The following is a 14,725-nucleotide window of genomic DNA, read 5'->3' as shown; positions in this document are numbered from 1 at the left end:
CTACGCCTCCCCGGCGCCGCCGGCCCCGTCCAGTCGGGACAGCAGCTGCCGCAGCCCACCGAGGTCGTCGGCCAGGCCCCGGCCGGCGCCGCGGTCCGCGGCCTTCCGGCAGGCCGGCTCGACGAGTTCGTAGCGGCCGCTGGCCAGCGCGGCCGTGGCCTGCACCTCGAACAGCCGGCCCAGCAGGGCGCGGTTGTCCGGCGTCTCCCACCGCTCGGCCCCGCCGAGCTGCTCGGCGAGCGCGGAGAGCCGGGACAGCAGCCGGCTGGTCTCCAGCACCCCGCGGAAGTAGGCCGCCTCCACCCGGCCGCCGACCTCCTCCAGCCGCCCGGACCAGTGCAGGATCTCCTCGGCCCCGCCGAACCCCAGCGCCAGCTCGCACAGCAGCACCCAGGAGTCGTGCCGGCGCTCGCTCACGTAGTCGGCGGCGGTGGGCGGCAGCGCCTCCACGGCGCCGGCCAGTTCCGCGAAGCGCTCCCGCAGGACGTCCGGGGCGGCCGCCGCCGGGTCCAGGGTGTCGCGGATCGCGTGGTAGACCCACTTGGGGTTGTCGGGCTCGTCCCGGCGGGCCAGCGCCAGCAGGTGCCCGTTGCGCCGGTGCTTCTGCTTGCGGGCGATCTCCTGCGGGGTGTAGCCGGAGTGGTCCAGGCGCAGCGGCACATAGACGCGGGGCGGGTTGCCGCCCGCCGCGTCGTAGGGGCGCTCGTGGACGCGGCCCCGGAACGACAGGGACGTCGTCGCCCGGAGGATGCGGCGGTTCTCGGTGTAGACGGTGCCGTCGGTGTCCACGACGGTGGGGCAGACCACGAGGTCGGTGTCCGGCAGGACGTGGTCCAGCGCCCGGAGCACCCGGCGCAGGTGCCCGGCGTGCTCCGCGCACAGCACCTCGTCGGCGTCGACGAACATCACCCAGCCCGCCGCGACCTCGCGCAGGGCGAGGTTGCGGTGGTGCGCGAAGTCGTCGCACCAGGGCGCCTCGACGGTCCGCACGCGCGGGTGCGCCGCCTCGGCACGGCGCACGGTGTCGTCCGTGGAGCCGGAGTCGACCAGCAGGACGCGGTCGGCGTCCTCGGTGAGCGCGGCCACGCACGCCTCGACGAGCCCGGCCTCGTCCCGGGCGAGCACCGCGCCGGTGACGGTGGGGACGGGGGTGCGGGCGTAGCCGTCGACCAGCTCCCCGGCGCCGGCGGCGGCCAGCGGCGCCGCGGCGAGGTCCGGGCTCACCGCGGCGATCAGGCGCAGGTCCGCGAGGAGCGGCGCGGTGGGATCGGCGGCGGCGTGCCGCAGCAGGTCGGAGAGGTTCATGTGAGGGCTTTCTCGGGGACGTCCGTACGGGGCGGTGACGAGGGGGCCTCGTCCAGGCAGAAGGCGAGGTCGAACTCCGCGCCCCGGACGTCCCCGTGGGCGACGACGAGCTTGGTCGCGTCGAGCGCGGCCAGATCGGCCCAGATCTCCCGGAAGGTCTCCCGGTCGATGCCGCTGAAGCTCTCGTCGAAGAGGTAGACGCGCGGGGCGAGCAGCAGCGCGCGGGCCAGCGAGAGGCGCTGCAACTGCCCCCGGGACAGGCCGGTGCCGCCCTCGCGCAGCGGCTGGTCCAGCCCGTCCGGGAAGGCGTCCACGACCTGGAGGAAGCGGGCGGTGCGGCAGGCTTCCCGGATCTCCTCCTCCGGCCGCGCCACGCCGAGCGTGAGGTTCTCGCGCACGGACGCGGCGAGCACGGTGGGGGCCTCGGGGACGTAGAGGACATGGCGGCGCAGCGTGGGCTCGGCCATGTCCGAGACCTCGGCGCCGCCGAGCGTGATGCTTCCCTCGTAGCCGGGGGTGAGGCCGGCCACGGCGGTGAGCAGGGTGCTCTTGCCCGAGCCGTTGCTCCCGCGGATCAGCGCGCGCCGCCCGGCCGGGACGCGCAGGGACAGGCCGTCGACGGCCGGGCGCGGCGCGGCCGGGTGCGTGACGCGCAGCGCGTCGACCACGAGGTCGAGGGGGCCGGCCGGGACCGGGCTCCTGGGCCCGCCCAGTGCCAGGCGGGGGTCGTCCTTCTGGAGCGCGATGTCCCGGTAGCGGCCGAGCGCCGCCGAGGTGCGCTGCAGGGTGATCTGGAGGGAGGCGATCGACTCCATGGACGTGAGGAAGTAGCCGGCCATGGTCAGATACGAGAAAACCTGCCCGATGGTGAGTCCACCGCGGTGGACGTAGAGCAGCGCGACCCAGGTGACCACGATGGTGAACACCGACTGGTTCACGACCTTGATGACGCTGTTGAGGTTTTCCAGCCGGCCCAGCCGCTTTTCCGAGTCGATACGCCGGTCGAGCAGCGAGGTCAACCGCCGCCGGGCGTAGTCGCGCCGGCCGTAGGAGACGAGTTCGGCATGCCCCTGAAGGAGGTTGACGGCTTCCGATTTCAGAGTGGCATCGCGCTGCAGGGCCTCTTCCGCGGATTCCCGGATGGCCGGGAAGAGCAGATAGGAACTCAGCGCGTTGAAAATGACCGGCGGTATGAGGAAGAGGAAGAGGACCGCATTCGTGGCGAGGAGGTAGAGACCGACCGAGAGCACCACGAAGACATCGATCGCGGCGCCGATACTGGTCGTGGTGACCAGCCCCTGTATTTCCTGCACATCGTCGAGCCGGCTGACCAGGTCGCCCGTTCTACGGGTCCGGAAGAACGCCGGCGACAGATTCAGCAGCTTTTCCGTGTAGCGATTGGAGAGCCGGCGCTGCAACAGCTGACTGAGGGTCACCACCAGGCGCCCGCGGCCGTATTGGAGCCCGGCCGCGGCCAGCGCGACCGCGATGAACGCCCCGCAGAGCGCGGCCAGCGCGCCCATGCTGCCGTCCTGTACGACGGTGTCCACCGCCACCTGGACGAAGAGACCGATGGCCAGCGCCAGCAGCGAGACGACGATGGTGGCGAGCAGGATGAGCGTCAGCGCCCGCCGGTTCTCCCGGAGCGCGTCCCACAGCAGGCGCGGCGCGTGCAGGGCCTTCGCCCGGGCGCGCAGCGACGGCCCCCGGGTGGCGGGGGTGTCCGTGACCAGGGTCTCGCCGGTGAAGACCGCCGCCAGCTCCTCGGCCGAGACCCGGCGGACGCGGGAGAAGAGCGGGTCGCCGACCACGAACTCGCCCCGGTCGGTGACCTCGTGGACGACCACGAAGTGCCGGAAGCCGTCGTCGGTGAGCACGATCGCCGGCCCGGCCAGCCGCACGGCCCGGGCCAGCTCGTCGACACGGAGCCGGAGCAGCTCGGCGTCGACGCCGTAGCCGGCCAGCGTCTCCTTCAGGCCGAGCAGGCTGGAGCCGCCCTCGCCGAGGCCGATGGACTCCCTGAGGATCGCCGTGTCGACGAGGATTCCGTGGCGGCGGAGAATGCTGCGCGCACACGCGGGCCCGCAGTCGCTCTCGCCTTCCTGATGCGTGTGGAACTTCTGCCACTTCACCGAAGTGCTCCCGTGCGCTAAATGCAGAAAACAGGCGTGTGCCCTTTCTCAAGGAGAAGGGCACACGCCGGGAAGTGGACTTTAGCCCCACGGGTTCCCGTAGTAGTCGCAGCCGTTGCTCTTCCAGGTCTTGTACCAGTCGGTCATCGAACCGCCGCAGGCGAACGGGTTCAGCGACTGGGCGTAAATCGCCTGGCACTGGAGCTTCGACAGCCGCGGCTTGCCCTCGCCGGAAGCGGCGGCGGCTTCCTCGTCGGTGAGCGCGGTGAACTTCATGTCACGAAGAGCAGAAAGACTCATGACATTCCCCTCCTGATTCACAGGTGAACCAACTTGCGGACGGGAGTGGTCGTCCCCCGTCGACTCACCGGTAACTTATCCGCCGAATGCCGGCGAGGCAAGGCTCGATTTGCCTTTCCGGGGTGACCCGGATCTCCGTGGCGCAACTTCCGGGAAATAGTGGGAAGTTGGCTGCCGGAGAACCGGAAGACCCCGGGTTCCCTTCCGGCAAGGAAGGGAACCCGGGGTCAACGGCCGGGAATTACCGGCTACTTGGCCTCGGCCTTCTGGAGCTCCGCCAGCTCCTCGTCGGACTCGCGGCCCGGCGTGGGGAGGTTGAACTTGGTGATGGCGAAGCGGAAGACCACGTAGTAGACCGCGGCGAAGCACAGCCCCACCAGGGCCAGCCCCCACGGGTTGGACGCGATCCCCAGATTGAGGAGGAAGTCGATCGCGCCGGCCGAGAAGCCGAAGCCGTCCTTCATGCCCAGCGCCCACGTCAGCGCCATGGAGACACCGGTGAGCACCGCGTGGATCGCGTACAGCACCGGGGCGATGAACATGAACGTGAACTCGATCGGCTCGGTCACACCGGTGATGAACGCGGTGAGCGCGAGCGAGAGCATCATGCCGCCGACGACCTTGCGGCGCTCGGGACGGGCGCAGTGCACGATGGCCAGACAGGCGGCCGGCAGCGCGAACATCATGATCGGGAAGAAGCCGGTCATGAACTGGCCGGAGGTCGGGTCGCCGTGCAGGAAGCGCGCGATGTCGCCGTGGTTGCCGTTGTAGTCGCCCGCCTGGAACCACGGGAAGGAGTTCAGCAGGTGGTGCATGCCGACGGGGATCAGCGCCCGGTTGGCGACACCGAAGATGCCCGCACCGACCGCACCCGAGCCGACCAGCCACTCGCCGAAGTTGTGCAGACCCGTGCCGAGCACCGGCCAGATGAGACCGAAGACGACGCCTATGACCAGGCCCGCGAAGGCCGAAAGGATCGGCACCAGCCGGCGGCCGCCGAAGAAGCCCAGCCACTCGGGCAGCTTGGTGCGGTAGAAGCGCTGGTAGAGCAGGGCCACCACCAGGCCCATCACCACACCGCCGAGCACACCGGCGTTGACCGGCGCCGCACTCATGACGATCTTGCCGTCCACGACCGACGCGACCTTCGGCAGGTTCTTGTCGGTGAAGGTCGCCAGCACCTTCTGGAAGACGAGGTAGCCGGTCACCGCGGCCAGCGCGGTCGAACCGTCCGACTTCTTGGCGTAACCGATCGCGATGCCGACGGCGAACAGCAGCGGCATGTTGTCGAGGATCGCGCCGCCGCCGGCCGCCATATAACCGGCGATCTTGGTGATCACGGTCGGGAACGACTCCCGGCCGAGCATGTCGGCGTTGCCGAGCCGGACGAGCAGGGCGGCTGCGGGCAGCACGGCGACCGGCAGCATCAGGCTGCGGCCGATGCGCTGCATGACAGCCATCGCGCCGGAACCCTTCTTCTTCTTGTCGGCCGCGGGGGCGGCACTGGCCGTGGACACAACTTCCTCCAGTGGGCAAGGCGCCGCCCGGGCAAAAGGGGTGGGGGATGACGGCGTCTCGGGGACGCGGCCGACCGGCCGCATGATCCACACCAACCAAGTGGTGTAGACCTGTTGTAGCACGGCGGAGCCGCCACGAGGAACCTGCGGATAAACCCGTTCCCGCCACGACCCGTGGAAAGCCCACGGGCCCGCTCCCGGACGGGCCCTATTTCACGTTCTCGCGCTCCATCGCATCCCCCACCTCGTCCGGCTCCCGCCCCGGCGTCTGGAGATCGAATTTCGTGATCGCGAAACGGAACAGCACGTAGTAGAGCCCGGCGAAACACAGACCGATCGGAATGATCAACCAGGGCCGCGTCGCCAACCCCCAGTTGATGACGTAGTCGATCAGGCCGGCCGAGAAACTGAAACTGTCGTGCACCCCCAGCGCCCAGCTCACCGCCATCGACACCCCCGTCAGCACCGCATGCAGCACGTACAGCGCCGGCGCCACGAACATGAACCCGTATTCGATCGGCTCGGTGATCCCCGTGACACAGGAGGTCAGACCCACCGACAGCATCATCCCCGCGATCTCCTTGCGGCGATGCGGCCGCGCGCAGTGCGCCATCGCCAGCGCCGCCGCCGGCAACGCGAACATCATGATCGGAAAGAACCCGGTGGTGAACTGGCCCGCCGTCGGATCACCCGCCAGGAAACGGTTGATGTCACCGTGCACCACCGTCCCGTCCGGCTTGGTGAAACTCCCGAACTGGAACCACAGCGGAATGTTCAGGAACTGATGCAGCCCCACCACCAGCAGCGCACGGTTCGCCACCCCGAAAACCCCCGCACCCCACGCACCCAGCGCCGTCAGCCACTCACTGAAACGCATCAGCCCCGCACCCACCGGCGGCCACACGAACAGAGCGCACACCGCGAAGACCAGCCCCACGAACGCCATCACGATCGGCACCAACCGGCGGCCGTTGAAGAAACCCAGCCAGTCCACCAGCCGCACCCGATGGAACCGCTGCCACAACCAGGCCGAGAGGAACCCCATCACGATGCCGCCGAACACCCCCGGATTCTGGAACGCCGCCTGCGTGACCTTCGCCGAGGTGTCCACACACACCCCGTTCCACAGACCGGCCTGGGTGTACTTCTGCCCCACCGCACAAGCCGACGGGAACGCGTGCAGCACCGAGTAGTAGACGAGGAAACCGACCACCGCGGCCAGCGCCGTCGACCCGTCCGCCTTCTTCGCCATCCCGATGGCCACCCCGACGCAGAACAGCAACGGCAACCCCAGCCCCGAGTCCAGCAGCGCCCCGCCCGCCCCCGCGAACACCTTCGCGACCGCGTCCCAGCCGAGCCCCTTCGCACCGAAGACATCCGGCTGACCCAGCCGGTTCAGAATGCCCGCCGCCGGCAGCACCGCGATCGGCAACTGGAGACTGCGGCCCATCTTCTGCAGACCCTGGAAAAGGCCCGCCGCCCGGTCCCTGAGCGACCCCTCCGGCCCCTTACCGGACTCCGCGCCCGCTGCGTCCGCACTCATCCACGCCCTCCGGGTGCTCCCCGCGCCGCCCCGCCCCCGCCCGGCCCGCCGCTTGCCGCATACTGGTGGTGTAGACCACTTGTCGGAGGGGGCACTTCCGGAAACCCCCTCCGACATTCGCCATCTTTCGCCATGGAGCGGACGAGCGCCCCTGGAAGGGGGCTGAACGTGCGTTACCGTGTGAAATCCGCACGGCGGAAGCGCCGACGGCCGAGACAAGCAGGAGTGGACATGGCCAGCAAGGCTGAGAAGATCGTCGCCGGGCTCGGCGGCCTCGACAACATCGAAGAGGTCGAGGGCTGCATCACTCGCCTCCGCACCGAGGTCAACGACGCCTCCCTCGTCGACGAGGTCGCCCTCAAGGCCGCCGGCGCCCACGGCGTCGTCAAGATGGGCACCGCGATCCAGGTCGTCATCGGCACCGACGCCGACCCCATCGCCGCCGAGATCGAAGACATGATGTGAGCTGATCCCCCCACGGATCACCCCCGAGGGCCCCGCACCCGTGCACACCCACGCACCGGAACGGGGCCCTCGGCACAGCCGATAGGGTCGTCACCATGTCTCGCATCGACGGCCGCACCCCCGAACAGCTCCGCCCCGTCACCATCGAACGCGGCTGGAGCAAGCACGCCGAAGGCTCCGTCCTCGTCTCCTTCGGCGACACCAAGGTCTTCTGCACCGCCAGCGTCACCGAAGGCGTCCCCCGCTGGCGCAAGGGCACCGGCGAAGGCTGGGTCACCGCCGAATACGCGATGCTCCCCCGCTCCACCAACACCCGCGGCGACCGCGAATCCGTCCGCGGCAAGATCGGCGGCCGTACCCACGAGATCTCCCGCCTCATCGGCCGCTCGCTCCGCGCCGTCGTCGACTTCAAGGCCCTCGGCGAGAACACCGTCGTCCTCGACTGCGACGTCCTCCAGGCCGACGGCGGCACCCGCACCGCCGCCATCACCGGCGCCTACGTCGCCCTCGCCGACGCCATCACCTGGGCCCAGCACAAAAAGCTCATCAAGCACGGCCGCAAGCCCCTCACCGGCACCGTCAGCGCCGTCAGCGTCGGCATCGTCGACGGTCTCCCCCTCCTCGACCTCTGCTACGAGGAAGACGTCCGCGCCGAAACCGACATGAACGTCGTCTGCACCGGCGACGGCCGCTTCGTCGAGGTCCAGGGCACCGCCGAAGCCGCCCCCTTCGCCCGCACCGAACTCGACGCACTCCTCGACCTCGCCGTCACCGGCTGCGCCACCCTCGACACCGCCCAGCAGGAAGCACTCGCCCGCACCCTCTGACCGACCCCACCTCCGGGGCGGGCGGCCCTACCCCACCCCGCCCGCCCCCACCACCCACCGGGCACCCCACCCGCCGCGTTTCCTCCCCTGCCGAGCCCACCGCACCGCACCCCACCCCGGCGCCCGGCTCGTACGCATCCCCCGCACACCCCCGGGGAAGAAACGCCCCATGCCCCGCCCCCGCCCGCACCGCCCTGCCGCCGCACTGCTCGCCGCAACGGCCGCCACCGCCCTCGCCTTACCCCTGCTCACCTCCTGCGACACCGTCCGGAAAGCCGTCGACTGCGCCCACACCGCCGGCGCCGTCGTCGACGGAGCCGACAAACTCCGCAAGGCCGCCGACCACGCCCTCGACGACCCCAAGGAGACCGACCGGCTCCTCGACGGCCTCGACACCGACCTCGAGAACCTCGCCGCATCCGCCCACGACCCCGACCTCTCCAAGGCCATCGGCCGGATGAAGAACGGCATCGCACAGGCCCGCACCGCCCTCGACCACGACCAGGCCCCTGACCTCGCCCCCATCAGCCGGGCCGCCGGCGAGATCACCACCGTCTGCACCCCGGGCGACAAGGAATAATCACGCCCCATGGAGTCACAGACCGGCCGCCCGGCAGCCCCCCGCCGCCTCGTCCTCGCCACCCGCAACACCGGCAAGATCGCCGAACTCCGCGCCATCCTCGACGCGGCCGACCTCGACGTCGAACTCGTCGGCGCCGACGCCTACCCCGACGTCCCCGACGTCAAGGAGACCGGCGTCACCTTCGCCGAGAACGCCCTCCTCAAGGCACACGCCCTGGCCCGCGCCACCGGCCTGCCCGCCGTCGCCGACGACTCCGGCCTCTGCGTCGACGTCCTCGGCGGCGCCCCCGGCATCTTCTCCGCCCGCTGGGCCGGCCGGCACGGCGACGACCGGGCCAACCTCGACCTGCTGCTCGCCCAGCTCTCCGACATCGCCGACGAACACCGCGCCGCCCGCTTCGCCTGCGCCGCGGCCCTCGCCCTCCCCGACGGCACCGAACGCGTCGTCGAGGGCACCCTGGAGGGCATCCTGCGCCACACCCCCGCCGGCACCGGCGGCTTCGGCTACGACCCCGTCCTCCAGCCCCTCGGCGAGACCCGCACCTGCGCCGAACTGACCCCCGCGGAAAAGAACGCCATCAGCCACCGGGGCAAGGCGTTCCGCGCGTTGGCGCCGGTGGTGCGGGAGTTGGTGGGCTGAACCAATGAGTCAGGCCCCGTACCTTCGATCTGAAGGTACGGGGCCTGATCTACCTGTGGGCCCGGTGGGACTTGAACCCACGACATACCGGATCTAAACCGGCATCCTCTTGCCAGCTGGGATACGGGCCCGCAGCGCTCCTACTCTACTGGGCGCTACGGTCCGCTCGTCGCCCTCCCCTGCACCAGGTGCTGGTGATCGCGTGGCAGTTGGGGCACAGCAATCGGAGGTTCTCCCTGCGGTCGTCGCTCCAGTCCCCGCTGATGTGGTCGACCTCCAACGTCATGGGCTTCCCGAGCCATTCGGGGCCGACGCCGCACCTGGCGCACTGCTCGGGCACACCGACCTCCCGGAGCGCTCGTCGCAGCTGACGGGTTGTCGTGCGCCGTCTGCCGTCGTGCTGGACCAGGATCTCTTCGGGGCGCCTGGCAGGCACGGGGCCGGGCTTCCCGCGCAGATGCGCCTGCCCCAGGAAGTGCTCCGTCGGGAGTCGTTCTGCTGCGATCCACTCGCGCAGCATCGCGCGCTGGCGCGCATTGCCGGGCCGCCCTAAGCGGCGGAGTACTTCAGCGAGGGAAACCGACTCGGCCACTGCGGTGCGCAGAACCTCGGGTGTGGGGCGAGTTTTGCGCCGGGTCATACTGCCGCAGTGCCGGAAGTGCGAGATGTCGATCCCGAAGTGCTTGAAGCGCCGGCAGAGGTAGCGGCGGAGGCTGGTGTACGGCTGGGTGCCGAAGAACGCAATGACCTCGTCGATGTCGGAACATTGCGTGGCTGCTTCGGCCAGTCGCTCGCGGGTGTACTGCACGCCACTGCTCATGCCGCGTCACCCTTTGCGCGTCCCTTGCCCCGCCCTCGATAACTATCCGTCGTCGCATGGCAGTTGGGGCAGAGGAGTCGGAGGTTTCCGATCCGGTTGTCGCGCCAGTTGCCGTCGAGGTGGTCGACCTCCAGGGGGAGCGGTTCCCCCTGCCAGACCGCTTCGATTCCGCACAGGGCGCAGTGCTCGGCTACGCCCAGCTCACGCATCGCCCTCTTGAGGCGGCTGTTCGGAATGCGCGTGGCGTGCGCCGATGTGGCCTTGACGAGGATCTCCTCGGCCGTTCGGCGGCGTTGGTTGCACCTCATGTTCTCCGTGCGGGCCGCAGTCGTGAAGTGCGAAGTGTCGATCCCGTAAGCCCTGATCCGGCGGCTGATGTGGGTGTGGTGTCCGCCCACGACCTCCAGGCCGAGGTGGCGGAGGACTTCGCACATGTTCGTCGAGGCCGACACCGCGGTCCGGAGTACCTCCGGCGTCCACCGCACCCCCTCCCGCTCGAAGTGCGAGGTGCCCACCCCCAGTTTCCTCATCCGCTCCCGGAGGTAGTTCCGCTGCGCGCTCCGCGGATCCGCTCCCAGCCTCCCCAGCGCCTCCGACAGCGTCCGGGACGTCGCCGCCGCGGCCTCCAGTCGCTCCCGGGTGTACGGACTCACCGGCATGATGCCCCCTCAACTCCGGCGCACCAGGCCCACCCCGTGCGCTCTCTCGTCCTTCGAACTGAGCAACGATCGAACGCGGGGGTGGTCACGGTAGGTGAGCGGTTGAGCGGTCAGGGTCAGAAGCGCGGCTCCTGGGTGCGTTCGGCGATGAGGGCGAGCGCCTCCTCCTTGGTGGCGACGGAGGGCGGGGAGCCTTCGAGGGGCTGTCGGGCGGTCTCCTTCATGCAGGCGACGGCGATCACGCCGATGAGGGCGGCGCCCATCGTGTAGTAGGCGGGCACCATGACGTTCTTGTGGAAGGCGTTCATCAGGGCGGTGATGACCAGGGGTGTGGTGCCTCCGAAGAGGGAGACCGCGAGGTTGTAGCCGATGGAGAGGGAGCCGTAGCGGACGCTGGTGGGGAAGAGGGCGGGCAGTGCGGCGGACATGGTGCCCAGGAGGCAGAGGAGGGAGAGGCCCAGCAGGGCCGTGCCGCCTCCGACCGCGACCAAAGAGCCCCGCTTGACCAGGAGGAACGCGGGGATGGCGAGGACGAGGAAGCCGACCATCCCGCTCATCAGGAGCGGTTTGCGGCCGTAGCGGTCGTTGAGTTTGCCGACGGTGGGGAGCAGGCAGATCAGGACGACCATGGTGACCAGCAGGATCAGCAGGCCGTGGGACTCGTCGTAGTCGAGGGTGTCCGTGAGGTACGTCGGCATGTACGACAGCAGCATGTAGTCGGTGATGTTGTAGGCGCCGACGAGGGCGATGCACAGGATGAGCGCGGGCCAGTGGTGGGTGAGGATCTCGCCCAGTTTCCGGCCCGCGGAGTCGGCGGGGTGGCGGGCGGACTCGTCCTCGGTGTGGCCGGGGGTGTCGGCCGGGGCGTGGTTCTGTGCGGACTCGAACTTCTGGAAGGCCGGGGTCTCGTCGAGTCGCAGTCGCAGGTAGAGGCCGACGAGGCCGAGCGGGCCGGCGATCAGGAAGGGGACGCGCCAGCCCCAGGTGAGCATGGTGTCCGGGCCGAGTGCGGTGTTGAGGAGGAGGACGATGCCGGCGGCGCCGGTGTAGCCGATCAGGGTGCCCATTTCCAGGAAGCTGCCGAAGTAGCCGCGTTTCTTGTCGGGTGCGTACTCGGCGATGAACGTGGAGGCGCCGCCGTATTCGCCGCCGGTGGAGAAGCCCTGGATGAGGCGGAAGAGGATGAGGAGTGCCGGGGACCACAGGCCGATGGCGTCGTAAGAGGGGATGAGGCCGATGGAGAGGGTGCCCAGCGCCATCATGATCATGGTGAGGGCGAGGACCTTCTTGCGGCCGATGCGGTCGCCGAGGGGGCCGAAGTAGGCGCCGCCCAGTGGTCGGACGAGGAAGGCCACGGCGAAGGTGGCGAAGGAGGAGAGCAGGCTGGTGGTGGAGCTGCCGGTGGGGAAGAAGACCTTGCCGATGGTCAGGGCCAGGTAGCTGTAGATCCCGAAGTCGAACCACTCCATGGCGTTGCCGAGTGCGGCGGCCTTGACGGCGCGGCGGACGGTCGGTTCGTCGGTGACCGTGATGTCGGTGCGGCGGAGCCGGGGGTTGCGGCGTCGGTCGATGGCGCGGAAGAGCGCCCGGTGGCGTCTGCGCGCCGCTCGGTCCGACCGCGGTGCGGAGTGGCTTTCTTCGGGACTGAGGTGCGGCACGCGGTGGTCCTCCCGGTCGGTCGGCGCGCGGTTGGGCTGCGCGGGCGTGGGAACTACGACGTGTGCGCCTGCACGCTGGAGGGCGGGTCGAAACACTGTGGGTGGTGATCGCGAGGTATGTCACCTGGAATCCGTCCGTCCGGTGCATGTCGGAGGGGCGGAGGGTTGTCGTGCGGGGGCGGCTTGTTACAGGACTGGTACACAGCCGTGGGGTCACCGCGGCATTCGGGCAATCAGCCTGTGTCGGGGGGAGAGGAGAGTGGCGGTGGCGAAATGGCATCTTTTCCGGCGCAGGTCTGCCGAAGGGGTGCTTTCGTCGTCGGGAAGTGTGGGAAGTGGCAGCCGCCGGGCGGTGCCGTGTGTGCGGGCTCCGGGGGCCGGTGCGGGGCTGTCGCGGCGGTCGTTGTTTGCTTGGTGGGGTTGACGGGGCGAAGGTGCCCCGGGAGGAGTGTGTGATGACCGACCGCGAAGGGGCCCGCTGGAGGCGCGGGCGCACCGCCCTGGTGGCCTTTGTCGTGGTGACGGCGCTGGCGGCCGGCGGGGTGTGGTTCAGCCAGGCGTCGCAGCGTGCGTCGGCGGTGGATGCCGCGCCGAAGACCTCGGCCGTCCAGGGTGTGAAGTCCGACGGTGCGGTGAAGTCGGGTGCCCGGCCGACCGGCGGTCTTCCGGGTGTCCGGGACTGTGGGATCGGGGAGCCGGAGATCCGTCCTCAGGTGATCACGTTGACCTGCGCGGATGCCGGGATGGTGGCGACCGGTATCACCTGGGAGCGCTATGACGCCGACGAGGCCGAGGGGCACGGTGTGGTGCAGGTCGAGAAGACCGCGGCCGGGGTGGGCACGGATGCCGGGTACCGGGCGACGTTCCGGCTCTACGGCGCGAAGAAGGTCGACGGCGCGCGGGCCTTCACGGGCCTGGAGGTGACGTACGAGGGCTCCACGCCGCTCGGTGACACGACGGAGATGTATAACCTCGCGTGATGGGCATTCGAGGCCGGATCGCCCTGGCCATTTCGGGTATGACGGCGCTTGCGGTGGTGGTGCTCGGGTTCGCCGTGCACCACATCGCGGACGCCGAGCGGGAGCGGTCGGCCCGGGCGTATCAGGACGAGCGGCTGAGTTCGGCGCTGCAGATCTACGAGCGGGACGGGACGCTGGCGCTGGGTGCGCAGCTGGACGACGCGACGCTGCCGTCGCCGCTGCGGGAGGCCGTCTTCCATGATCGTTCGGGGACGTATCTCAGCGGTGGCGACGATCCGCGGGTGTGGGCGGCGACCGGGGTCGGTGGCGAGGGTGAGCGGCCGACGCGTTCGCTGTCGGTGTCGGCGGCGTACCCGGAGGACGATCCGGCGCAGGTGGCGCTGGACCGGGCGCTGCTGATCGCGGGGTGCGGCACGGTCGTGCTGATGGCGGTGGTGTCGTGGTTCGTGGCGCAGCGGCTGTCGCGGCGGTTGCGGTTGAGTGCGGCGGCGGCCCGGCGGATCGCGGCGGGTGAGCCGCCGGACGCGGATGCGTTGGCCGGTGACGGTCGGGACGAGGTGGCCGAGTTGGGCCGCAGTGTGCATCACATGGCGACGTCGCTGGCGGCGCGGGTGGAGGCGGAGCGGGAGTTCACCGCGGATGTGGCGCACGAGCTGCGGACGCCGGTGGCGGGTCTGGTGGCGGCGGCGGAGCTGTTGCCGGAGCCGCGGGCGGTGGAGCTGGTGCAGGACCGGGCGCAGGCGATGCGGCGTCTGGTGGAGGATCTGCTGGAGGTGTCGCGGCTGGACGCGGGGGTGGAGCGGGCCGATCTGGACGCCTGTGAACTGCCGTCGTTGGTGCGGGGGATCGTGCAGCGGGCGGCCCGGCAGCGTGGGGTGGACGACCTGTCGGTGTCGGTGGTGGTCGAGGGGGAGCCGCGGATCGTGGAGACGGACCGCCGGCGGGTGGAGCGGGTGCTGGTGAACCTGCTGGCGAACGCGGCCAAGCACGGGGAGCCGCCGATCGAGGTGGTGGTGGCCGGGGCGCGGATCGTGGTGCGGGATCACGGGCCGGGTTATCCGGCGGAGTTGTGTGCGGAGGGGCCGCGGCGGTTCCGTACGGCGGCGCCGGAGCGGGGTACGGGGCACGGGTTGGGGCTGACGATCGCCGCGGGGCAGGCGGAGGTGCTGGGGGCGCGGTTGGAGTTCGGTGCTGCTGCGGGCGGTGGTGCCGAGGCGGTGCTGGAGTTGCCGGACCGGGCGACGGTGACGGTGCCGGAGACGGCGGCGACGGCACCGTGAGTGGTGCGGCCGCCGCC

General features: G+C 70.3%; 14 protein-coding genes and 1 tRNA gene. 6 read left to right on the top strand and 9 right to left on the bottom strand.

Annotation, left to right across the window (positions count from 1 at the left end):
• The 5 genes from K2224_RS02195 to K2224_RS02175 form a co-directional block, all read right to left on the bottom strand.
• Positions 1 to 1,305, bottom strand: coding sequence for a glycosyltransferase (locus K2224_RS02195; RefSeq protein WP_221904970.1), 1,305 nt, complete (start codon positions 1,303 to 1,305; stop codon positions 1 to 3).
• Positions 1,302 to 3,437, bottom strand: a complete 2,136-nt coding sequence (locus K2224_RS02190; protein WP_221904969.1) for a peptidase domain-containing ABC transporter — start codon at positions 3,435 to 3,437, stop codon at positions 1,302 to 1,304. Before K2224_RS02190 ends, K2224_RS02195 begins: the two co-directional genes overlap by 4 nt.
• An 81-nt stretch (positions 3,438 to 3,518) precedes the next feature.
• Entirely contained in the window at positions 3,519 to 3,737 is a 219-nt protein-coding gene (locus tag K2224_RS02185; RefSeq protein ID WP_221904967.1) for a hypothetical protein, read from the bottom strand.
• Positions 3,738 to 3,985: 248 nt separating this feature from the next.
• Positions 3,986 to 5,254, bottom strand: a complete 1,269-nt coding sequence (locus K2224_RS02180; RefSeq protein WP_221904965.1) for a PTS transporter subunit EIIC — start codon at positions 5,252 to 5,254, stop codon at positions 3,986 to 3,988.
• A 208-nt stretch (positions 5,255 to 5,462) separates the two neighbouring features.
• Complete coding sequence (locus tag K2224_RS02175) at positions 5,463 to 6,797, bottom strand: PTS transporter subunit EIIC (RefSeq protein WP_221904963.1); 1,335 nt, start codon at positions 6,795 to 6,797, stop codon at positions 5,463 to 5,465.
• Between the two features lie 132 nt (positions 6,798 to 6,929).
• Between K2224_RS02175 and K2224_RS02170 the strand changes: the two genes are divergently transcribed.
• The 4 genes from K2224_RS02170 (at position 6,930) to rdgB (ending at position 9,311) form a co-directional block, all read left to right on the top strand.
• Positions 6,930 to 7,262 (top strand): PTS glucose/sucrose transporter subunit IIB, encoded by a 333-nt coding sequence (locus K2224_RS02170; protein WP_313904743.1) that lies wholly within the window; start codon positions 6,930 to 6,932, stop codon positions 7,260 to 7,262.
• Positions 7,263 to 7,357: 95 nt separating this feature from the next.
• Positions 7,358 to 8,089, top strand: coding sequence for a ribonuclease PH (gene rph, locus K2224_RS02165; protein WP_221904959.1), 732 nt, complete (start codon positions 7,358 to 7,360; stop codon positions 8,087 to 8,089).
• 169 nt (positions 8,090 to 8,258) lie between these two features.
• Positions 8,259 to 8,669 carry a hypothetical protein gene (locus K2224_RS02160; protein WP_221904958.1) on the top strand — a complete coding sequence of 137 codons (411 nt, stop codon included), beginning with the start codon at positions 8,259 to 8,261 and terminating at the stop codon, positions 8,667 to 8,669.
• A gap of 9 nt (positions 8,670 to 8,678) precedes the next feature.
• Positions 8,679 to 9,311 carry an RdgB/HAM1 family non-canonical purine NTP pyrophosphatase gene (gene rdgB / locus K2224_RS02155; protein ID WP_221904956.1) on the top strand — a complete coding sequence of 211 codons (633 nt, stop codon included), beginning with the start codon at positions 8,679 to 8,681 and terminating at the stop codon, positions 9,309 to 9,311.
• A 56-nt stretch (positions 9,312 to 9,367) separates the two neighbouring features.
• On the opposite strand, the gene K2224_RS02150 is transcribed toward rdgB, so the two are convergent.
• From K2224_RS02150 to K2224_RS02135, 4 genes are all read right to left on the bottom strand, one after another.
• Positions 9,368 to 9,442 (bottom strand) — tRNA-Leu (locus K2224_RS02150).
• 14 nt (positions 9,443 to 9,456) lie between these two features.
• Positions 9,457 to 10,131 carry an HNH endonuclease gene (locus tag K2224_RS02145; RefSeq protein WP_221904955.1) on the bottom strand — a complete coding sequence of 225 codons (675 nt, stop codon included), beginning with the start codon at positions 10,129 to 10,131 and terminating at the stop codon, positions 9,457 to 9,459.
• Positions 10,128 to 10,790, bottom strand: a complete 663-nt coding sequence (locus tag K2224_RS02140; RefSeq protein WP_221904954.1) for an HNH endonuclease — start codon at positions 10,788 to 10,790, stop codon at positions 10,128 to 10,130. The genes K2224_RS02145 and K2224_RS02140 overlap by 4 nt, the downstream gene beginning before the upstream one ends.
• A gap of 116 nt (positions 10,791 to 10,906) precedes the next feature.
• Positions 10,907 to 12,448 carry an MFS transporter gene (locus K2224_RS02135; protein WP_221904952.1) on the bottom strand — a complete coding sequence of 514 codons (1,542 nt, stop codon included), beginning with the start codon at positions 12,446 to 12,448 and terminating at the stop codon, positions 10,907 to 10,909.
• A gap of 455 nt (positions 12,449 to 12,903) precedes the next feature.
• Here K2224_RS02135 and K2224_RS02130 point away from each other — a divergent pair, with 455 nt between their 5' ends.
• Together K2224_RS02130 and K2224_RS02125 are read left to right on the top strand one after the other, a co-directional pair.
• Positions 12,904 to 13,428, top strand: a complete 525-nt coding sequence (locus K2224_RS02130) for a hypothetical protein (RefSeq protein ID WP_221904950.1) — start codon at positions 12,904 to 12,906, stop codon at positions 13,426 to 13,428.
• A complete protein-coding gene (locus K2224_RS02125) occupies positions 13,428 to 14,708 on the top strand; it encodes a sensor histidine kinase KdpD (RefSeq protein ID WP_221904946.1) in 1,281 nt (426 codons plus the stop codon). The genes K2224_RS02130 and K2224_RS02125 overlap by 1 nt, the downstream gene beginning before the upstream one ends.
• Positions 14,709 to 14,725: the final 17 nt, after the last annotated feature.

The organism is Streptomyces sp. BHT-5-2 (assembly GCF_019774615.1).
In the GTDB taxonomy this organism is placed as follows: domain Bacteria; phylum Actinomycetota; class Actinomycetes; order Streptomycetales; family Streptomycetaceae; genus Streptomyces.
Note: the sequence above shows the minus strand (reverse complement) of the source record. Positions and strands in the feature narration are given on the sequence as shown.